The sequence below is a fragment of the Bradyrhizobium sp. P3_C3 genome (genome assembly GCF_056402655.1).
On the sequence record NZ_JBFUGY010000027.1, the window covers coordinates 40156 to 60300 of the forward strand.

Below are 20145 nucleotides of genomic sequence, written 5' to 3' on the forward strand. Positions count from 1 at the left end.
GACTTAGGGAACGCGTCCAGTCTGAGGTGAAGTTCGGGCCCCAAAATCTGTGGTTGAGGGGCCTAAAGCCCTTCGACGGAGTGAAGGTCGGGCAGAATCACCATGCTGGAGAATGAGCCTGTTACGGGGACTGAAGGCGGGTTGAAGCGCTGGCTCGAAGGCGTCGGTCTTGGACATTACACCGATCTCTTCGCGCAGCACCGCCTCGATCTCGATGTGATGGGGGACCTGACGGAATCCGACCTGGTCGAGCTCGGATTGCCGCTCGGCGATCGCAAGCGGCTTCAGCGCGCGATGTCGGCGCTATTCCACGCTGAGACCGCCGAGAAGCCCGATACGGCCGCGCGCCCGCAAGTCCGGGCGGAAGTCGGTGCCGAACGGCGTCAGCTCACCACCATGTTCTGCGACATGGTGGATTCCACCTCGCTGTCGGTGCAGTTCGACCCGGAAGACGTGCGCGACATGATCGCGAGCTTTCGCGAGACCTGTGTCCGTGTGGTGAAACATTATGAGGGGTTTGCCGCGCGCTTCGTCGGCGACGGTATCCTTGTCTATTTCGGCTATCCGACCGCGCATGAGGACGATGCCGAGCGATCGGTGCGCGCCGGGCTCGAGATCGTGCGGGTGCTGTCGACTGCGCGCGCGATCGAGCCGCGCGGTGCGCTGAGCCACGCCCCCGCCGTCCGCATCGGAATCGCAACCGGTCTCGTCGTGGTCGGCGACCTCGTTGGCCAAGGCACCGAGGAGCGCGATTCCGCGGTCGGAGAAACCGTCAATCTCGCCGCACGCCTGCAAGGTCTGGCGCCGCCCAACGGCGTCGTGATCTCGTCCTCGACACAGTCGCTGCTGAAGGGAAAGTTCGACTACCGCAATCTCGGTGTCCATGCGCTGAAAGGCATCTCGGAGAAGACGCAGGCCTGGCACGTGGTGCGCGCCTCGCGGGCGGAGACCCGCTTCGCCGCTGCCATGGGCGGGCGGTTGACCCCGCTCGTCAACCGCGAGGAGGAGATCGCGCTGCTGATGGGGCGCTGGCAGCAGGTCAAGGACGGCGACGGCCAGGTCGTGGTCAAGTTCGGCGAGCCCGGCATCGGCAAGTCGCGCATCATCCAGGAGATCTTCGACCGGATCGCGGGCGACCGCCATGGACACGTCTCGTTCCAGTGCTCGCCCTATTACACCTCCACGGCGTTCTATCCGTTCTCCGAGCAGCTCAAATTCTCGCTCGGCCTCGACCGCGAGGATCCATCCGCGACGTCGCTGGCGGGTCTGGAGACCGCGATCGCCGCCGCCCATGGCGACATCGAGCAGGTCACGCCGCTGTTTGCCGCGCTGCTGTCGATCCCGACCGGAGACCGCTATCCACCGCTCGACCTGTCACCGCAGCAGCAGAAGGATGCGACCGTCGCCGCGCTGGTCAATCATTTCCTCGGCCTTGCGCGCGACATGCCGCTGGTGATCGCGCTTGAGGATCTGCACTGGATCGACCCGACCTCCCGCGAGGTGATCGACCTCCTCGTCGCCCGGGTGCAGAACCAGCCGGTCCTTGTCATCATCACCGCGCGCTCCGAATTCCAGCCGAGCTGGAACGCGCATTCGCACATCACCACGCTGGTGCTGAACCGCCTGAGCCGGCAGCTGCGCACGACGCTGGTCGAGCGCGTCGCGGGCCGCGAGCTTCCCAAGGAGGTGGTCGAGGAGATCATCGTCAAGACCGACGGCGTGCCGCTGTTCCTGGAAGAGCTGACCAAGACCGTTCTCGAATCCAACCTCCTGACCGAGCGGCACGGGCGCTACGTGCTGTCGGGTCCATGGCGGCAGCTCGCGATCCCGGCGACCCTCACCGACTCGCTGATGGCGCGGCTGGACCGGATGGGGCCGTTCAAGCGCATCGCGCAGATCGGCGCCACCATCGGTCGCGAGTTCTCCTACGCGACGCTGCACGCGGTCGCCAACACGCCGGCGGAGCAGATCGAGGCCGCGCTCAATCATCTGGAGGAGGCCGGGTTGATCATGCGCCGCGGCCATCCGCCCGGCGCGCTCTACTCCTTCAAGCACGTGATGATCCAGAACGCCGCGCACGACAGCCTGCTGCACAGTGAGCGGCGCAAGCTGCATTCGCGGATCGCGCAGGTGCTCGCCGAGATGTATCCGGAGAAGACCGAGCGCGAACCGGAGCTGCTGGCCCATCACCTCACCGAATCCGGCCAGAGCGAGGGCGCCGCCAGCTTCTGGCTCAAGGCCGGCAAGCAGGCGGCCAAGAGCGGTGCCAATCTGGAGGCGATCGGGCATTTGCGCCGGGGCTTGAGCGTCGTGCAGGCCAATGCGCGCATGCAGGGCGCCGACGAGATGGAGCTGGAGCTGCGCATCGCGCTCGGCAACGCATTGATTGCCGCCAAGGGCTACGCCGTGCAGGAGGTCGAGGAGAACTACATCCGCGCGCTTGAGCTCGGTCAGCAGCTCGACGACGACGAGAAGGCCTTCGCCGCCACGCGCGGGCTCTGGGTCTGCCATTTCATCCGTGCCGATCTCAGCCGCGCGCACGATCTCAGCGTCGAGCTGTTGAAGTTCGCCAAGCGCGAGCGGCTGAACGAGCGCACGCAGCCGGCGCAGCAGACCGGATATCTGATCGAGGCGCACCGCTCGATCGCGATGACGATGCTCTATCGCGGCCGCTTTGCCGCCTCCCAGCACCATCTGCACCGCTGCATCAACCTCTACAGTCCCGATCTGCACTCCGATCTGATGGAGCGGCACGGTACCGATCCCGGCGTCGTTTCGCTGTCCTATCTCGGCTATCTCCTCTGGTTCCTCGGCCGGCCCGACGCGGCGCGCCAGCACAGCGAGCAGGCGATCGCGAATGCCGAGAAGATCCGCCATCCTTTCACGCTCGCCTTCGCGCTCGTGTTCGGCGCCTATCTGTGCCAGCATTTGCGCGACGTCGAGGGTACGCGCGACCACGCCAACCGCGCCATGATCATCGCAACCGAACACAATTTCCTGCACTGGAAGCAGCAGGCGGCGATCCTGCGCGGCTGGGCGCTGGCCCAGCTCGGCGAGGCCGACGAAGGTCTCAGCCAGATGCGCCTCGGCCTCGACGAATACGAGGCGATGGATTCCTGGCTCGCCGGCTGCTGGTTCCGCTGCCTCCTTGCGGAAGCCTATGCCAAGGTCGGGATGCGCGATGCCGCCTTGCGCGCGCTGGACGGCGCGCTCGCGACCGCGAGACGGACCGGCGATCACTCCTATCTCGCCGAGGTCTATCGGCTGCAGGGCGAGATCACGATGTCGGACGGTGACCCGGCATCGGTGCAGGAGGCGGAGGACCTGTTCGCCCTGTCGCTGGAGACCGCGCGCAAGCAGGGCGCGCTGTCATGGGAGCTTCGGACCGCCGTCAGTCTTGCGCGCCTGTCGCACCAAGCCGGCAAGCGCCAGCACGCAAGTCTTCTGCTCTTGCCGATCGTCGGCAAGTTCAGCGAGGGCTTTTATACTCCGGACCTGAAGCAGGCGATGCAGCTCCTCAGCGAGCTCGGCGGAGACGTGCCCGTCCTTGAACAGGCCGATGCGATGAAATGAGCGATCTTGCCGCCGCGCGTGCGCGCTACGTCGAGTTGATCGCGAAGCGAGAGCGGATCGCCTCGCCACGCCTGCTCGAAGCGCTCGCCGCCATCCCGCGCGAGGATTTTCTGGCGAAGGGACCCTGGCGCATCAAGAGCGAGGCGGCTCGCAGCTACCGGCTGACGCCGGATGCCGATCCCGTTCATCTCTACGACAATGTGCTGGTCGCGATCGATGCGCGCCGCAAGCTCGACACCGGGCTGCCGAGCCTGTGGGCGCACTTCATCGATCTGCTCGACGTCGGGAAGAAGGACCGCGTGGTCCAGATCGGCTGCGGTCTCGGCTATTTTTCCGCGGTGTTGTCGAAGATCGTGGGGCCCAGGGGCAGGGTGCGTGCAATCGAATGCGACGGGCGGCTTGCGGCGCGTGCCGCGAACTTCCTTCGCCCCTATCGCAATGTCGAGGTCGTGCATGGCGATGGATGCGAGGAGATCGGCGAACCGGCCGACGTGATCATCGTGCATGCCGGCTTCCCGCACCCGCATCCGCTCTGGCTTCAGTCGCTCCGTCCGCGCGGCCGTCTCCTGGCGCCGCTGACGCAGCGCGACCGTGAGGGCGCCGCCCTCAAGATCACGCGCAAGGGCAGGGGGTTCGAGGCCGAGGCGGTGCAGCAGATCCGGATCTTCCCCGGCCAGGGTCGCGGTGTGACCGCACTCGACGACCGCGTCGCCGACTGGTGGCAGCGCGCCTCCGCACTGGCGCCACTGCGTTTTCGCGCCATCGAGCAGGGGCTGCCGTCGGATGGCTAATGCTTGGTTTCGTTTTACCTTGATTCCGTTTGTGAGTTTCCAGCATCTCGCGGTGCGGCTATGAGTGCGGCTTGATGGCCATTCGAGCGCGCTCCATGCATTCCGTTGCCCTGCTGACCGCCAGCTACGCCAAGGATATCGAACGCTTTTCGCTGCTCAGCGAGAGCATCGACACCTGGCTCTCGGGATACACGCGGCATTATGTTCTCGTTAACGATGAGGACGTACCGCTGTTCGCGCGGTTCGCGTCCGACAAGCGCGTCATCGTTCCGGCCTCGAATTATCTGCCGAAATGGCTCTGGGCGCTGCCGCCGGCGCTTCAGTTCCTCAGCAAGCGCCGGGTCTGGCTGTCGCTGCTGTCGTCGCCGGTGCATGGTTGGCACATCCAGCAGATCCTCAAGATCGCCGGCGTCCTCAACGCGCCGGAGCAGCGCGTCTGCATCCTGGACTCGGACAATCTGTTCTTCCGCGAATTCGACGTCGGCCAATATGCCGGCGCTGAGAAGACGCCGCTGTTCGTCACCCCGAAGGACATCGGCGCCGACCACCCGTTGCACGGGCTGTGGCTGCGCACCGTCGATCAGCTTCTCGGAATCAAGGAGCGCTCGTTCCCCGCCGATGACTATGTCGGTAACGCACTGGTCTGGGACAAGGACACCGCGCGCGCGATGACCGACGCCATCAAGGCGGCGACGGGCTTGAACTGGGTTCTGGCGCTGTGCCGGAAGAAGAAGTTCTCGGAGTATCTGATGTACGGACACTTCGTCGCGAACTCGCCCGCGCATCTGGCCACCCATCGGGTCACCGAAGACAGCATTGCGGTCTCGCATTGGGACGACACGCCCCTCGACCGTCCCGCCATCGAAGCGATGATGCGCGCGGCCTCGCCCGAACAGGTCGCGCTCTGCATCCAGTCCTATTCGTCGACCTCGATCGACGACATCCGCGATGTGTTCCGCCTTAGCTCGAGGGATCGACGCAGCCCGAGCCTGTCTCCTGAAGATATGGGTGATGCGGCCGAATTCGAAGTGCCGGCGAAGACGCGCTAAGGCCGCGTCTCAGGCGTCTCTCGTGAACTTGCTGATGACGTCCATGAACGGCTTCGGCTTGAACTCGCCGTCGAGCGGCAAGGGGCGGTTCGGCTGCTTGTCCGCGCGGGCGAAGGTGCCGTTGATCCAGCTATAGCGATCCGAGAGGCCCCAGGTCAGGATCGAGCGCACCGGGCCGCTGGTCGAGATCGCGGTCAGGAGGTCGTCGACGCGCTTGGCGACGATGGCGTCGCGCTCCGCCGGATTGCCTGTCAGCTTCTGGTCGTCGACATCGAGCTCGGTGACGAGCACATCGAGGCCCCAGGAGCGCAACTCGGTGACGAATTCGGCGAGCCCATGCGTGTCGATCTCGAGCTCGGCATGCAGATGCGATTGCAGGCCCACGGCGTGCAGCGGCACGCCCTGGTCCAGCAGGTCCATGATCAGGTTGCGGTACGCCGCGCGCTTGGCAATGAACGAGTCCTTCGCCGACTCGATGTCATATTCGTTGATCGCGAGCTTGACGAAGGGATCGGCCGCGGCCGCCGTGCGGAAGGCCAGCGGAATCCAGCGGTTGCCCAGATGCTGCGTCCAGAACGTATCGCGCCGGTCGGTGATCTTCTTCGGATTGTCCGGGATCGGCTCGTTGACGACGTCCCACGACGTCAGCTTGTCCTTGTAGTAGGACACGACGGTGCCGATGTGGTCGACATAGGCGCGCTCGACGCCCTTGGTGTCCTTGATCTGCTTGGCCCAGTCCGGAATGTCGTGATACCAGGCGAGCGCGTGGCCGCGCATCGTCAGATCGTTCTCCCGCGCGAAATCCAGGATCGCGTCGGCGCGCTCGAAGTTGAACGTGTGCGCGTTCGGCCGCAGCATCGGCCATTTCAGCTCGAGCACCGGCACCACCTGGGTGCAATAGGTACTGATGGCATCACCGAGCCTGGGATCGGCTTGCAGGTCCCAGAGCGTCGCCGCAGCGCCAAAGCCCGGACGGCGTTGCGCGAGTTTTGATGCCGGCGCGGCGGACGCCGTTGCCCCCGCCGCGAGTGCTGCGGCGCCGCCGAGGAGAAATTCGCGTCTGTCGAGCCTGGTCACGGTGGGACGTTCCTTTTGGAACCAACGCGCCATCGTACCAAGCGGCGCCTTGCGACGCCGGGGTTTCCTGTCGTTGGGTTAACCTTTGCGGATGTCCGGTGCGCAACGCGCGTGGCGCTGCATCGCTGTTCCAGTCTGGATCAGGGTTTCGTGTCGTGATCGCTCGAACCGCCCCAGGGAAAGGGCAAATTTAACGCTAACGTGCGAAAGCGGCCTCTCAGCCTCATTCGCCGCCCGATCTGCAGACTTATGTGACACTCTTGAGAGATGCTGCGGCGCAGTTCGTTCGCCCCGCCAAGGTCATTGATTAACGGCCGTCACCATCGCAACACCGTTGCCGGTCCTGTGCTCGCATGCTGAACCGCCATTTCTCGATTTATCTCGTTGCCTACATCCTGCCCGCAGCGGTGGGCTTCTTCGCGGTCACGGCCTACACGCGGCTGCTGACGCCGGCCGAGTACGGCGTCTATGTCGTCGGCATCAGCCTTGCCGGCATATTGGGCGCGATCTTCTTCGCCTGGATCAAGCTGTCGGTGTCCCGCTATCAGGCGATATCGGCGGAGGTGGATTTTCGCGGCACGGCGATGGTCGCCTTCGGGCTGACGGCCGCGGTCCTCTGCGCCACCACGCCGCTGGTCATTCTGTTCCGCAGCGACCTCAGTGTCGAGCTGCTGCTCGCCAGCATGTTCGTCGCGATCATGGCCAATGCTGTCGATGTCGGCCAGGAATTCGAACGCGCCAAACTGCGCCCCTACAGGTTCGCGGCGATCTCGATCGTCCGCAGCGTGTCGAGCGTCGGCTTTGGCCTGCTCGGCATCTGGCTCGGCTGGGGTGGATTGGGACTGCTCGCCGCGTTCGGCCTGGGCTCGCTCACCGGCATCATTCTCAATCTCGTCGGCGACCGCACCAAGATCGCGCGCTTCGAGCGCAGCCAGTTCATGCAGCTGGCGCGCTACGGCCTGCCGCTGACGCTGGCCGGATTGTCCGTTGCGGTCTATTCGGCCTGTGACCGGCTCATCGTCGCTTATCTGCTCGGCAAGGACGCCGCCGGCATTTTCGGCGTCGCCGCCGATCTGCCGCGCCAGTTCATGGTCATGATCGCCTCCAGCGTCGCCGCGGCAACCGTGCCGCTGGTGTTCCGGTCGTTGTCGGAGAAGAACAACGAGGCGACGCGGGAGCGCCTGAGCGAGAGCCTCGAGCTGCTGCTCGTCGTCGTCGCACCCGTCGCCATCTGGCTCGCGCTGGCGGCCGACCAGGTCGCGGGCACGCTCGTCGGCGTCGATTTCCGCGCCGGCGTGTCGGCGCTGCTGCCGACGCTGGTGCTCGCGCGCTTCTTCGGCATCGCCAATCAATTCTATGTGCAGATCAGCTTTCAGCTCGCCGAGCGGCCGTTCATGCTGGCGGCGCAGTCGTTCCTCACGCTCGTTCTGAGCGTGGCGCTGATGTTCGCGCTGGTGGCCGGCTACGGCCTTTACGGCGCGGCGCTGGCCACCCTCGCCACCGAAGCGCTCGGCTTCGTCATCGCCGTTGCCCTGATGCACCGCGCCCATCCCGTGCCGTTCGACATCAACCGCCTCGCCGGCGTTGCGGCTTCGGCTGCGGCGATGGCGGGCGCTATCCTCGTTGCGCGGACGCAGGCCGGCGGTACCGGTATCGTGGCGTTGATGGTCGTCAGCTCCGCGGGCGGGGTTGCTTACGCCGCTGCGGCCTGGCTGCTCAACGTCGCGAACGTGCGGACGTTGTCGCTGCGCTTCCTGCGGACGTTCAACCGCAAGGCGCTGGGCGTATAGACCCGCGCGCTACCCCGCCAGAAAGCCGCCATCCACGGCAACGACGGTGCCGGTCGCATATTGCGAAGCCGGCATGCAGAGGAAAGCGACGGCGCCGGCAATGTCCTCCGGCTGTCCCCAGCGCTTGAAGGCGGTGCGATCGGCGATGCGCTGATAATGCGCAAGGTCGCCGCGGCCGGCGGCGTTGATCGCGGTTTCGATATAGCCGGGCGCGACCGCGTTGACGCGGATGCCTTCTTCGGCCCACTTCAAAGCCAGCGCCTTGGTCAGCATCACGACGCCGCCCTTGCTGGCGCAATAGGCGGGAATCCGCGGCAGCGCCAGTGTGGCATTCATCGACGCGATGTTGACGATCGATCCCGTCTGCTGCGCGAGTAGGGGATGGAAGGCCATGCAGGTCCGGAACGTGCCGGTGAGGTTGACGTCGAGCACCTTCATGAAGGTCTCGATCTCGAATTCCTTGTCGCGCGCAAGAATGCCGGCGCAATTGATCAGCGCGTCGACGCGCCTGTGTTTCCGGGCGAAGGACGTGATGGCCGCATCATCGGTGACATCGAGCGTCGCGAGCGTGAGGCCCGCGCGTGGCTTGAGGAGGGTGCGGGCAAGATCGGCCTCGTTCGCACCCGTTGCAGTCACCGTCGCACCCAGATCGCAGAGTTGATTGCTGATGGCGGCACCAATGTCGCCGGCGCCGCCGATCACGACGGCATGAAAGCCGGGGGCGAGAGAAAAATTCGGATTCATCGGGAGTGTCTCACTTCAGGGATTTCGGAGGCGCAGCCGTCGACTCGCGGACGACCAGCGAGAAGTCGATCTCGCGATGCATGATGGTTTGCTCGCCGGCGAGGCTGCGCACCAGATATTCGCCGGCGCGCTGCCAGGTTTCTCCGGTCGGTACGTGGATCGTGGTCAGGCTCGGCCGCAAATGCCGGCTCCAGTCGAGGTCGTCGAAGCCGACCACCGACAGGTCACGCGGCACCGAAAAACCGCTGCGCTCGGCTTCGAGCAGCACGCCATAGGCGATGACGTCGTTGCCGCACACCACGGCTGTCGGGCGGTCCTCGAGGCCCAGGAGATAGCGCGCCGCCTCGCGCGCGTCGTCCAGCGTATAGGGCACCTCGACATGCCATTGCGAAGGCAATTCGAGCCCGTTCTCCGTCAGCGCGCGGCGAAAGCCGGCGACGCGCGCGGTGGCGCGGTCGTTGTTGCGCTGGAGCGCCGAGACGATCCCGATGCGGCGGTGGCCGAGCTCGATGACATGCGCGGCGGCGCGATGGGCGGCGGCTTCATTGTTGGTGCCGACGCAGGGATAGGGCCGGTCGGGCTGGTAGATGCCGACATTGATGAAGGGCACCGCCTTGTCCGCCAGCAGCTTGCGCAAGCCGTCGTGATGGCAATCGCCGCGCAGCACGAGGCCGTCGACGCCACGGCTGATCAGATTGCGCGCCTGCTGCAATTCGACATCGAGATCGTAGCCGCTCGTGGTGAGAAACAGCATGTATCCGACCGACGACAAATATTGCTGCAGCGAGGCGATGCCGCGTGCGAACATCGTGTTGTCGATCGTCGGTACGATTGCGCCAAGCGTGCGCGAGCGGCGTGACGACAGGATGCGCGCCGGCGCATGCGGGATGTAGCCGAGCGCGTCGATGGCCTGCTCGATGCGCGCCCGCAAGGAAGGGCTCACCGCGTCGGGGTTGTTGAGGGCGCGCGAGACCGACGCCGTCGAGACGCCGGCGCGGGCCGCCACGGCGCGGATGCCCTGTTTAACAGACTTGGCGTTGGTCAGTCTCATGAATGTAACGTTACATCGGGCGTAGCGAGCCGCATGGTAGCGGCAATGTCGCGAATCTGCCGAAGATTGTGCGACTTGTCCATCGCTTGACACGGCGGATGCGAGGTCTATTTTGTAACCGTTTTCAAGTGCCACTCTAACGTGTTCAAAATGGTCCGCCAGCTTAAGGCGGCCAGCCGGGAGGAGAGTTCGATGAAGGCCAGGATGCTCGCGACCCACGTCGCGTTGCCCGTTCTCGCGATTGCTGCGGCGACCGCGCAGGCGCACGCCGCCGATTTCGACTGGATGAAGTTCAAGGGCAAGACCGTCACCTTTCTCGCCAACAACAATCCGGTGTCGCAGGCGCTGCTGACTTACAAGGTCGATTTCGAGAAGCTGACCGGCATGACCCTCAAGGTCGACGGCTATCAGGAACAGCAGATGCGCCAGCGTCTGGTGACCGTCATGAATGCGAACAGCGACGAGGTGGACGTGTTCATGACGCTGCCCTCGCGCGAGGGCGAGCAGTTCGCCGCCGCCGGCTGGTACGGCGATCTCACCGCGATGGCCAAGAACGAGGTCGCCAAGGAATACGACCCCAACGGATTGAGCCAGGCCCTGCTGAAGGCCGCGACCTTCGGCGGCAAGCTGACCAGCATGCCCATGAACATCGAAGGCCCGATCTTCTATTACCGCACCGACATCTTCAAAAAGTGCGGCCTCGAGGCGCCGAAGACGATCAAGGACGTCGAGGCCGCTGCCGAGAAGATCAAGAGCTGCGACAGCACGGTGACGCCGTTCGTCTCGCGCGGTCTCAAGCCCGCGATTGCCTATACCTTCAGCAACATGCTGCACAATGTCGGCGGCAGCTATGTCGCAAACGGCAAGTCGAACCTCTGCTCGGCCAAGGGCAAGGAAGCGCTCGACACCTATAGCCGGCTGCTGCGAGATTTCGGACCGCCTGGCGTCGTCAACTACAGCTTCCAGCAGATTTCGGCGCTCTACCGCAGCGGCCGCGCCGCGATGGCGTTTGAGTCGTCGAATGAGTTGCGCACGGTGATGGAAGGCGGCGCGCGCCTGAAGGACACCGGCCTGCTGCCGTTCCCGGCGGGCGATGCCGGCCAGGTGCCGACCACGATCGGCTGGGGCATGGCAGTGTCCTCGCACAGCAAGCAGCCGGACGCGGCCTGGTACTTCGTGCAGTGGGCGACCAGCCCAGAGGTGCAGAAGAAGATGGCGCTTCAGGGCATTGCCCCGCCGCGTCCGTCGGTTGCCAAGGATCCCGAATATCGCAAGTGGATCGACGAGGAGCCGGTCCGCAAGGAATGGCAGGCCGCGCTCGACGTGCTCGCCACCAAGGGCTCCTCCGAGGTCGGCTATCCCATCGTCGCCAACCCGCAATCGCGCGAGTTCATCGGGCAGGCGGTGCAAGATCTGATCCTGAAGCAGAAGACCGTCGATCAGGCTTGCGCGGATGCCGACAAGGCCCTGGATGCGCTGATCGCGCCGAACTAACGGCCTCATGCCGGCAGGCTTACTGCCTGCCGGCACCCAACTCGATCGAGGACACGAACGCATGTCTGATACGGCTGCGACACTCACGCAGGACCGGCAGAAGCTGGAGATGGCGGCGCTCTCGGCGCCGGCCGTGATCTTCACTGTCGCGATGATCGCGTTTCCGGTCGTCTATACGATCTGGCTCGGCTTCCAGACCTTCTCCTCGACCGGCAAGCAGTCCTTCGCCGGCCTCGCCAATTATTCGAAGCTGATCTCCGATTACGAATTCTGGCACGGGCTGTGGATCACCATTGCGCTATTCGTGCTGTCGCTGGTGCTGCAACTCGTCTTCGGCGTCTGGCTGGCGCTGGTGCTGTTCCACGCCAAGCGTCTGCCGGGCATCGTGCGCTCGTTGTTCATCTCGCCCTTCATGATGCCGCCGGTGGTGGCGGGCATGATGTGGCTGGTGATCCTCGATCCGTCGCTCGGTGCTGCCAACTATATCCTCCAGTCGTTCGGCCTGCCGCCGTCGGACTGGCTGGCCTCGCCGACCTGGGTCATTCCGACCGTGGCTCTGATCGACAGCTGGCAGTGGACGCCTTATGTCGCCCTGATCGTGCTGGGCGGCCTGCAATCCCTGCCGCCGAGCGTCTACGAGGCGGCACAGATCGACGGCGCGTCGCCATTCAGGACTTTCCAGCGCATCACGCTGCCGCTGCTGCTGCCGACCATCGTCACCGCGGCGATCCTGCGCAGTGTCGATCTGCTGCGCTTCTTCGACATCATCTACATCACGACCCAGGGCGGCCCGGGCAACGCCTCGAACACGCTCAACATCTACGGCTTCCGGGTCGGCTTCGAGTTTTTCAACATCGGCTATGCCAGTGCCCTGATGCTGACGCTGACGGCGATCGTGTTCGGCGCCGTGCTCGCCTTCAACCGCCTGCGCGGCGCAGTGGCCTGGTGATGTCATGAACGATGCCGCCAACACCGACCGCTGGATCCGCTGGCTCAACACGGTGCAGCTCGTGCTTGCCGGCGTGCTCATCATGGCGCCGACGGTCTGGATGGTGCTGTCCTCGTTCAAGCCGTCGTTCGAGGTCACCGCCTATCCGCCGACGCTGAGCTTCTCGCCGACGCTGGAAAATTATGTCGAGCTGACCAGGACCACGCCGTTCCTCAGCTACGCGCTCAACAGTCTCATCGTCACCGTGGGCTCGACCGCACTCGGTCTGCTGTTTGGAATTCCCGCTGCCTTCGCCGTCTCATGGACGCGGATTTCGTGGCCGGCCATCCTGACGCTCGCCGCGCGCATGGCGCCCGGCACGTTGTTCCTGCTGCCGTGGTACGTGATGTTCCGGCAAATCGGCATGATCGGCTCCTACACCGCCCTGATCCTCAGTCACGCCGTCATCACGCTGCCGATCGTGATCTGGGTTCTGCTGCCGTCCTTCGACGGCATTCCGCGCAGCGTGTTCGAGGCGGCGCAGGTGGATGGGTGCAGCGTCACGCGCATCCTCTGGCGCATCGCGCTGCCGCTGGTGGCATCAGGCGTCGCCGTCTCGGCGATCCTCGCCTTCGTGTTTTCGTGGAACTACTTCCTGTTTGCGCTGGTGCTCTCCAACGGCGACACCAAGACGCTGATCGCGGCGGCCTTCAACTTCATCGGCGAAGGCTCGACGCAATGGGGCGCCCTCATGGCTGCGGCGACGCTGATCGCGTTGCCGCCGCTGGTGCTGGCGGCCCTGGTTCAGCGCTGGCTGGTGTCCGGACTGACGCTCGGTGCGGTGAAAGGCTAGGTATCGAAATGAACGTGTCGCCCCGTCCGAATTCGATCATGCAGGCCGCGGTCTTCCACGGCAATGACCGCATCACCATCGAGCGCGTCGCGATGCCCGATGTCGGCACAGGTGAAGTGCTCGTCCGCGTCTCGCGCACCGCGCTGTGCGGCTCCGACTTCAAGCTCTGGCACAAGGGCGCCGAGTTCACCGCCGGCCATGAGATCTTTGGTGTCGTCGAACAGCCCGGTCATCGCCTGCACGGTCGCCGCTGCGCCGTCTATATCCCCTTGCACTGCGGTCACTGCGCCGCTTGCAAGCGCGGCGATACCCAGATGTGCCTGGAAGTCTCCAGCCTGATCGGCTGGAACAGGCCCGGCGGCTATGCCGAATATGTGCCGGTGCCGGAGAACTGCCTGCTGCCGGTGCCTGACGATATCGAGGACAGCCTTGCGCCGCTGCTGCTCGACACCATCGGCACGTCGGGCCACGCCGTGCGCTTCGTCAGCCGCGTGGTGCCGCCGAACGAGGCGGGGCCGGTCCTCGTCATGGGCGCGGGGCCTGTCGGCCTCGGCGTCGTGCTGGCGCTCCGCGCGCTCGGTTACAACGACATCTACGTCGCCGATCCCAACGCGGCACGGCTGAAGATCGCACAGTCCTTTGGCGGAAAGGCGCACCCGGTCGGAGATACCTCGAAGCGCTTCGCCCTCATCATGGAATGCTCCGGCGCTCATGCGGCGCGCAACCTCGGCATCGAGCTGGTCCTGCCGCGCGGGGCGCTGGTGCTGGTCGGCGAGAACGCCGCGCCCTGGACGATCGAGGAAGGCAAGGTCTTCCGCCGCAAGGATTTCTACATGATCCGGACCTTCTACTTCCCGGTCTCGGATTTCGAGCCCAATGTCGAACTGCTGCGCAAATACAAGGACGAGTACCGCGTCCTCGTCGACGGTGAGTTCGGCCTGCAGGCTCTCCCCGAGAATTTCGCCCGCTTCGCCAAGGGCGAACTGATCAAGCCTGTGCTGGCGCTGGACTGAGCGATCATGGCCTCGATCTCGATCCGCAACCTCACCAAGCGCTACGGCAATTTCACCGTGATCCCCGATCTCAATCTGGAGATCGCGGACCACGAATTCGTCGTCTTCGTCGGCCCGTCCGGCTGCGGCAAGTCGACCTTGTTGCGCATCATCGCCGGCCTCGAGCCGATTTCGTCCGGCGATCTCTACATCGGCGACAAGCGCGTGAACGGCGTCCAGGCTGCGCAGCGCGATATCGCGATGGTGTTCCAGGATTACGCGCTCTACCCGCACATGCGGGTCTACGACAATATGTCGTTTGCGCTGGAGCTGAGAGGCACACCGAAGGCCGAGATCGACGCCCGCGTGAGGCGTGCGGCCGCACTGCTGCACATCGAGCCCTATCTCGACCGCAAGCCGAAGGAGTTGTCCGGCGGCCAGCGCCAGCGCGTCGCCATGGGCCGCGCCATCGTGCGCAATCCCAAGGCCTTTTTGTTCGACGAGCCGCTCTCCAATCTCGATGCAAAGCTGCGCGGGCAGGTGCGGGCGGAGATCAAGGCGCTGTCGCAGGAGCTGAAGACCACCATGGTCTTCGTGACGCATGACCAGATCGAGGCCATGACCATGGCCGACCGGATCGTCGTGCTCCAGAGCGGCACGATCCAGCAATACGATACACCGGAGACGGTTTACGAGCGGCCCGCCAACCAGTTCGTCGCCGGCTTCATCGGCTCGCCCGCGATGAATTTCTTCCCGGTCGAATGGCGTCAGGAGCGCGCGATCCTGTCGCAAGGCGGAACGGTGGTGCCGCTGGACGGCGAGACCGCTGGCTGCCTGAGCAAGGCCGGCAACGCCGTGCTGGGCATTCGCCCCGAACACTTTGCCATCGCCACTGATGCCGCCGATGGCATCGCCATCAACGTCAAGCTGGTCGAGCCGCTCGGCTCGGACACGCTGATCCATTTCGATCTCGCCGGCGGCTCCGCCATCGCGCGGGTCGATCCGGCGCTGCGGCCGAAGGTTGGTGATCGCATCAATCTGCGCCCACAGTCGGGCAAGACGCATTTGTTCGCTGCATCCAACGGACAGGTCTTGCGGTGAGTGCGTCGGCAAACATCGGCGATCTCTCGGCGCTGGCCGACGTCGCGTCCGGCGCGAGGCCCGTGCACGTGATCTGCCTCGGGCTGTCCGCGCTCGACCAGGTCTGGCGCGTCGATCGGCCGTTCGCGGGTGGAAGCGAGAAGATCAAGGCCGTCGAGTACGGCACGCTCGGCGGCGGCATGGCCGCCAATGCGAGCGTAGCCGTGGCAAAGCTCGGCGCATCCGTCGCGTTCTGGGGACGGGCAGGGAATGATGCCGCCGGCCACGAGATGAAGTCGGCCTTCACGGCTGAAGGCGTCGATGTCGAGAATTTCCGGCTGTTTCCCGACGGCCGCTCGTCCGTGTCCGGGGTCATCGTCGACAGCTCCGGCGAGCGGCAGATCGTGAATTTCCGTGGCCTTTACCCGGAAACCGCAGACTGGCTTCCGCTCGAAGCCGTGGCGCGCGCATCGTCCGTGCTGGCCGATCCGCGCTGGGTCGAAGGCGCCGCGACGTTGTTCCGGGAAGCGCGATCGCGCGGCATTCCGACGGTGCTCGACGGCGACATGGCCGATGCCGAGGTATTCGAGCGGCTGCTGCCCTTGACCGATCACGCCATCTTCTCCGAGCCCGCGCTCGCCGCCTTTGCCGGCTCCGCCGAAGGCAAATCTCTCGCAGCCCTTGCGCGCTTCGGCTGTCGCGTCATCGCCGTCACGCGCGGCGAGGGCGGCGTGAGCTGGTACGAGAACGGCCAGCTGCACCGGCAGGTCGCCTACTGCGTCGACGTCGTCGACACCACAGGCGCGGGCGACGTCTTCCACGGCGCCTATGCGCTCGCAATCGGCGCCGGCCTCGACGTGCGCGCCGCCATGGCGTTTTCGGCGGCGACGGCCGCCATGAAATGCCGCCACGCCGGCGGCCGTAACGGAATCCCCGATATCAACGAGTGTCTTGTATTCATGAGGACGAAGCCATGAGAACGATTGGAAAGAACCGCGGCCTGGCACGGCTTGCTGACGCGGATGGCCATTTTCGCATGGTCGCGCTGGATCAGCGGCCGCCATTGTTCGATGCCATTGCAAAGGCGAAGGGGATCACGCGGGACCAGGTCGAATATTCCGACGTCACGGCGGCCAAGCGTCTCCTGGTCGAGAACCTCGCGCCGCATTGCAGTTCGATGCTGTTCGACCCGAACTTCGCAGTGCCTGCCGCGATCGATTTGCTGCCGCCGCGCTGCGGCCTGATCATGACGCTGGAAGAGCACCGCGTTGAGGAAACCGCGGGCGGCCGCAAGTCGCGCGCGATCACCAATTGGAGCGTGGAGAAGATCCGCGCGATGGGCGGCGACGCCGTCAAGGTGCTGGCCTGGTACCGGCCGGACGCCGATGCCGCGGTGAACGAGCACCAGAAGCGTTTCGTGCGCGAAATCGGCGATGACTGCGCCCGTCACGATATCCCGTACGTGCTCGAGTTGCTGGTCTACCCGTTCCTCGGCAGCGCCAATCACACGGCCGATTACGTGGAATCGCCCGGCAAGCTCCCGGGCCTCGTCATCGACAGCGTGCGCGAATTCGCAAAGCCTGGATACGGCGTCGATCTCCTCAAGCTGGAGAGCCCGCTTGCAGCCAACAGCCTGCCGGCGCGTGACGGCAGCACGGAAGCAAAGGCCGCGCAGAAGGAGTTCGATGCGATCGGTGATATCTGCCGCGAACGCAGCATCCCCTGGGTGTTGCTGTCGGGCGGCGCTGCGCCTGAAAAGTTCGAGCGCGTGCTCGACTACTCCTATGCCGCAGGCGCAAGCGGTTTCCTGGCGGGCCGCACTATCTGGCTGGATGCCGTCCTGAAGAACTTTCCGGACCGCGCAGCGGTGTCGGCCAGCCTGCGCAAGGATGGCCTCGGGGTGCTGGAACGGCTCAATCAGCTGACCACGGCCAAGGGCACGGCGTGGAAGGCGCGCTTCCCGGTGTTCGCTGATATCAAGCAGGAAGGTGACTTCGCGCGCGCCTACTGAGATGGTAACGGTCCCGCGTGGTCTCACCTCGGTCGCAGGACCTGCAATATGACGACTGACAGCTTCATCATCCGCTCGATCGAGGCGTTCTGCTATCGCTATCCCTTGGCGACGCCGGTGGTGACGTCGTTCGGCAAGATGCTCAACCGTCCGGCCGTTTTCGTTCGCGCGCTCGACGAGGACGGTGTCGAGGGATGGGGCGAAGCCTGGTCCAACTTTCCTGCACCGGGCGCCGAGCACCGTGCCCGGCTTGTCAACGAAGTGCTCGCTCCGGGCATTGTCGGGCGCAGGTTCGACGGTCCCGCTCAGGCTTTCGAGGTCCTGTCGAAAGGCACCGAGGTGCTCGCGCTCCAATGCGGCGAGCCCGGTCCGTTCGCGCAGGCGATTTCCGGCATCGATCTCGCGCTGTGGGATCTCTCGGCGCGGCGGCGGCGCTTGCCGTTGTGGCGGCTGCTCGGCGGGCAGACGGGCAGGATCAAGGTCTATGCCAGCGGCATCAATCCCGGTGGCGCCGCGCAAACGGCCGAAGCTGCACTCAAGCGCGGCCATCGCGCGTTGAAGCTGAAGGTCGGCTTCGGTGCCGAGACCGATCTCGCCAATCTGGCCGCGCTGCGCGCGATCGTCGGCGCGGGCATGCTCGCCGCCGATGCCAATCAGGGCTGGTCGGTCGATCAGGCGCTGGAGATGCTGCCGCGGTTGGCCGCGTTCGATCTGCGCTGGCTGGAGGAGCCGATCCGGGCCGACCGGCGGCGCGAGGAATGGCGCCGGCTGCGGGCGAGCGCGACAATGCCGATTGCCGCGGGCGAGAACATTTCGAGCGTCGAGGGCTTCAAGGATGTCCTGGCCGAAGACGTGCTCGGCGTCGTTCAGCCCGACATCGCGAAATGGGGCGGGCTGAGCGCATGCGCTGGCGTCGCGCGCGACATCCTGAAGGCGGGCAAGACGTTCTGCCCGCATTATCTCGGCGGCGGCATCGGACTGCTTGCCTCGGCGCATCTGCTGGCGGGCATCGGCGGCGACGGCTGGCTCGAGGTCGATGCCAACGACAATCCGCTGCGCGACCGGTTCTGCGGTGCGGTTGCCAATGTCACGGATGGTACGATCGTCCTCGGCGAGGAACCGGGGCTCGGATTCACGCCAGACCTGTCGGGAATCGCGGACTATCGCAGCCTGTAGACGGCTGCGACACCTGCGTCGTCGGGCGCCGCGCAGGCCAGTTTCCCCTTGCGTTCTATTCCTCGTCGCGGAAAGCTACCGGCGAGACGGGCAGCCGCCTTCACATTTCATAACGATGGCCGGAGCCATGTCTCGCCGAGCTTGAAAATCAAAGTTCGTTCTGCTCATTAGGGATCTGCAATTGCGCTGCAACATGCGCAAAAAGCCCATCGACTAAAGTCGATAGCCAGCGAGGAAACGAAAAAATGCGCAAGCTCACTTTGGCCATTGCCGTGATCGCCCCGATGCTCGGTCATGCCGCGTCGGCTGAGGACACCCTCAAGATCGGCTACATCGATCCGCTCTCCGGCGGTGGCGCCAGCGTCGGCGAGGGTGGTCTGAAGACATTCCAGTATCTGGCCGACGAGCTCAACGCCAAGGGCGGCATTCTCGGCCACAAGATCGAGATCGTGCCGCTCGACAACAAGACCAATCCGCAAGAGAGCCTGGTGCAGGCCCAGAAGGCGATCGACGCCGGGGTCCACTACATCACGCAGGGCAACGGCTCGTCCGTCGGCGCGGCGCTGTCGGATTTCGTCACCAAGAACAACACGCGCAATCCCGGCAAGGAAGTGCTGTACTTCAACTATGCCGCCGTCGATCCCAGCCTGACCAACGAGAAGTGCAGCTACTGGCATTTCCGCTGGGATGCGAGCTCCGACATCAAGATGGAGGCGCTCACCAACTACATGAAGGACACCGCCTCGATCAAAAAGGTGTACCTGATCAACCAGGACTATTCGTTCGGTCAGTCCGTCCGCTCCGACGCGCGCAAGATGCTCGGCGCCAAGCGGCCCGACATCCAGATCGTCGGCGACGAGCTGCATCCGCTGCTGAAGGTCACCGATTTCTCGCCCTATATCGCCAAGATCAAGGCGTCCGGTGCTGACAGCGTCGTCACCGGCAATTGGGGCCAGGACTTCGCGCTGCTGCTCAAGGCTGCCGCTGACGCCGGCCTGAAGGTCAACTGGTACACCTATTATGCCGGCGGCGCCGGCGGCCCCACTGCCGTCAAGCAGACCGGTCTCGATCATCAGGTCTTCCAGATCACCGAAGGCTTTGCGAATTCCGGCAACAAGGTCGCGATGGATTACGAGAAGGCGTTCCGCGCCAAGGTCAATCTGTCGCTCTGGTACCCGCGTGCGGTCAACGAGATGCGCATGTTCAAGGCGGCTGCCGAGAAGGCCAACTCGATCGATCCGGTGAAGGTGGCGGCGGCGCTCGAGGACCTGAAGTTCGAGGTCCTGGACGGCGGTTCCGGCATCATGCGCAAGGACGACCACCAGTTCCTTCAGCCGATCTACATTTCCTCCTTCGGCAAGCTGACCGAGAATGAGCCGTTCGACGAGGAAAACACCGGCTGGGGCTGGCACCTCGTCTCCAAGGTCGACACGGCGCAGGCCATGGTCCCCACGACCTGCAAGATGGCGCGGCCGTAATCACGACATCCGTCGTTTTCCCGCGGCAGAGATCGGTCGCGGGAAGGCGGTGGCCGGA

At 64.9% G+C, this 20145-nt stretch carries 16 protein-coding genes; 13 read left to right on the top strand and 3 right to left on the bottom strand.

What is annotated here, in order from left to right; translation table 11 throughout:
- Positions 1-102 precede the first annotated feature (102 nt).
- The 3 genes from AC1DW2_RS27145 (at position 103) to AC1DW2_RS27155 (ending at position 5413) form a co-directional block, all read left to right on the top strand.
- Positions 103-3573, top strand: coding sequence for an ATP-binding protein (locus tag AC1DW2_RS27145; RefSeq protein WP_477007522.1), 3471 nt, complete (start codon positions 103-105; stop codon positions 3571-3573).
- Positions 3570-4364, top strand: a complete 795-nt coding sequence (locus AC1DW2_RS27150) for a protein-L-isoaspartate O-methyltransferase family protein (RefSeq protein WP_477007523.1) — start codon at positions 3570-3572, stop codon at positions 4362-4364. Before AC1DW2_RS27145 ends, AC1DW2_RS27150 begins: the two co-directional genes overlap by 4 nt.
- 95 nt (positions 4365-4459) lie before the next feature.
- Positions 4460-5413: a DUF6492 family protein gene (locus AC1DW2_RS27155; protein WP_477007524.1), complete on the top strand. Its 954-nt coding sequence runs from the start codon at positions 4460-4462 to the stop codon at positions 5411-5413.
- A 9-nt stretch (positions 5414-5422) separates the two neighbouring features.
- Here AC1DW2_RS27155 and AC1DW2_RS27160 read toward each other — a convergent pair whose 3' ends face one another.
- A complete protein-coding gene (locus AC1DW2_RS27160) occupies positions 5423-6490 on the bottom strand; it encodes an endo-1,4-beta-xylanase (protein ID WP_477007525.1) in 1068 nt (355 codons plus the stop codon).
- A gap of 353 nt (positions 6491-6843) precedes the next feature.
- Here AC1DW2_RS27160 and AC1DW2_RS27165 point away from each other — a divergent pair, with 353 nt between their 5' ends.
- Positions 6844-8280, top strand: coding sequence for a lipopolysaccharide biosynthesis protein (locus AC1DW2_RS27165; protein ID WP_477007526.1), 1437 nt, complete (start codon positions 6844-6846; stop codon positions 8278-8280).
- A 9-nt stretch (positions 8281-8289) separates the two neighbouring features.
- Here AC1DW2_RS27165 and AC1DW2_RS27170 read toward each other — a convergent pair whose 3' ends face one another.
- Both AC1DW2_RS27170 and AC1DW2_RS27175 read right to left on the bottom strand, forming a co-directional pair.
- The gene (locus AC1DW2_RS27170; RefSeq protein WP_477007527.1) at positions 8290-9024 is read right to left on the bottom strand and encodes an SDR family NAD(P)-dependent oxidoreductase; all 735 of its coding nucleotides are present in this window, start codon (positions 9022-9024) and stop codon (positions 8290-8292) included.
- Between the two features lie 10 nt (positions 9025-9034).
- Positions 9035-10075: a LacI family DNA-binding transcriptional regulator gene (locus AC1DW2_RS27175; RefSeq protein ID WP_477007528.1), complete on the bottom strand. Its 1041-nt coding sequence runs from the start codon at positions 10073-10075 to the stop codon at positions 9035-9037.
- 192 nt (positions 10076-10267) lie between these two features.
- Here AC1DW2_RS27175 and AC1DW2_RS27180 point away from each other — a divergent pair, with 192 nt between their 5' ends.
- From AC1DW2_RS27180 to AC1DW2_RS27220, 9 genes are all read left to right on the top strand, one after another.
- Entirely contained in the window at positions 10268-11569 is a 1302-nt protein-coding gene (locus AC1DW2_RS27180; protein WP_477007529.1) for an ABC transporter substrate-binding protein, read from the top strand.
- Between the two features lie 61 nt (positions 11570-11630).
- Positions 11631-12518 (top strand): carbohydrate ABC transporter permease, encoded by an 888-nt coding sequence (locus AC1DW2_RS27185; protein WP_071916389.1) that lies wholly within the window; start codon positions 11631-11633, stop codon positions 12516-12518.
- Positions 12519-12522: 4 nt separating this feature from the next.
- Positions 12523-13350 (top strand): carbohydrate ABC transporter permease, encoded by an 828-nt coding sequence (locus AC1DW2_RS27190; RefSeq protein WP_166349801.1) that lies wholly within the window; start codon positions 12523-12525, stop codon positions 13348-13350.
- Between the two features lie 8 nt (positions 13351-13358).
- The gene (locus AC1DW2_RS27195; RefSeq protein ID WP_477007530.1) at positions 13359-14363 is read left to right on the top strand and encodes a zinc-dependent alcohol dehydrogenase family protein; all 1005 of its coding nucleotides are present in this window, start codon (positions 13359-13361) and stop codon (positions 14361-14363) included.
- Positions 14364-14369: 6 nt separating this feature from the next.
- Positions 14370-15443 carry an ABC transporter ATP-binding protein gene (locus AC1DW2_RS27200; RefSeq protein WP_208069594.1) on the top strand — a complete coding sequence of 358 codons (1074 nt, stop codon included), beginning with the start codon at positions 14370-14372 and terminating at the stop codon, positions 15441-15443.
- On the top strand, positions 15440-16399 hold the full coding sequence (locus tag AC1DW2_RS27205) for a sugar kinase (RefSeq protein ID WP_477007531.1): 960 nt from the start codon (positions 15440-15442) through the stop codon (positions 16397-16399). Before AC1DW2_RS27200 ends, AC1DW2_RS27205 begins: the two co-directional genes overlap by 4 nt.
- Complete coding sequence (locus AC1DW2_RS27210; RefSeq protein ID WP_477007532.1) at positions 16396-17433, top strand: tagatose 1,6-diphosphate aldolase; 1038 nt, start codon at positions 16396-16398, stop codon at positions 17431-17433. The genes AC1DW2_RS27205 and AC1DW2_RS27210 overlap by 4 nt, the downstream gene beginning before the upstream one ends.
- 48 nt (positions 17434-17481) lie before the next feature.
- Positions 17482-18609, top strand: coding sequence for a mandelate racemase/muconate lactonizing enzyme family protein (locus tag AC1DW2_RS27215; RefSeq protein WP_477007533.1), 1128 nt, complete (start codon positions 17482-17484; stop codon positions 18607-18609).
- Positions 18610-18854: 245 nt separating this feature from the next.
- On the top strand, positions 18855-20087 hold the full coding sequence (locus AC1DW2_RS27220) for a branched-chain amino acid ABC transporter substrate-binding protein (protein ID WP_477007534.1): 1233 nt from the start codon (positions 18855-18857) through the stop codon (positions 20085-20087).
- The last annotated feature ends 58 nt before the right edge of the window (positions 20088-20145 follow it).

Bases quoted from the DNA above. Each gene is read 5' to 3' on its own strand.
- AC1DW2_RS27145 (WP_477007522.1), top strand. From the start codon at position 103: ATGCTGGAGAATGAGCCTGTTACGGGGACTGAAGGCGGGTTGAAGCGC.
- AC1DW2_RS27150 (WP_477007523.1), top strand. From the start codon at position 3,570: ATGAGCGATCTTGCCGCCGCGCGTGCGCGCTACGTCGAGTTGATCGCG.
- AC1DW2_RS27155 (WP_477007524.1), top strand. From the start codon at position 4,460: ATGCATTCCGTTGCCCTGCTGACCGCCAGCTACGCCAAGGATATCGAA.
- AC1DW2_RS27165 (WP_477007526.1), top strand. From the start codon at position 6,844: ATGCTGAACCGCCATTTCTCGATTTATCTCGTTGCCTACATCCTGCCC.
- AC1DW2_RS27170 (WP_477007527.1), bottom strand. From the start codon at position 9,024: ATGAATCCGAATTTTTCTCTCGCCCCCGGCTTTCATGCCGTCGTGATC.
- AC1DW2_RS27175 (WP_477007528.1), bottom strand. From the start codon at position 10,075: ATGAGACTGACCAACGCCAAGTCTGTTAAACAGGGCATCCGCGCCGTG.
- AC1DW2_RS27180 (WP_477007529.1), top strand. From the start codon at position 10,268: ATGAAGGCCAGGATGCTCGCGACCCACGTCGCGTTGCCCGTTCTCGCG.
- AC1DW2_RS27185 (WP_071916389.1), top strand. From the start codon at position 11,631: ATGTCTGATACGGCTGCGACACTCACGCAGGACCGGCAGAAGCTGGAG.
- AC1DW2_RS27190 (WP_166349801.1), top strand. From the start codon at position 12,523: ATGAACGATGCCGCCAACACCGACCGCTGGATCCGCTGGCTCAACACG.
- AC1DW2_RS27195 (WP_477007530.1), top strand. From the start codon at position 13,359: ATGAACGTGTCGCCCCGTCCGAATTCGATCATGCAGGCCGCGGTCTTC.
- AC1DW2_RS27200 (WP_208069594.1), top strand. From the start codon at position 14,370: ATGGCCTCGATCTCGATCCGCAACCTCACCAAGCGCTACGGCAATTTC.
- AC1DW2_RS27210 (WP_477007532.1), top strand. From the start codon at position 16,396: ATGAGAACGATTGGAAAGAACCGCGGCCTGGCACGGCTTGCTGACGCG.
- AC1DW2_RS27215 (WP_477007533.1), top strand. From the start codon at position 17,482: ATGACGACTGACAGCTTCATCATCCGCTCGATCGAGGCGTTCTGCTAT.
- AC1DW2_RS27220 (WP_477007534.1), top strand. From the start codon at position 18,855: ATGCGCAAGCTCACTTTGGCCATTGCCGTGATCGCCCCGATGCTCGGT.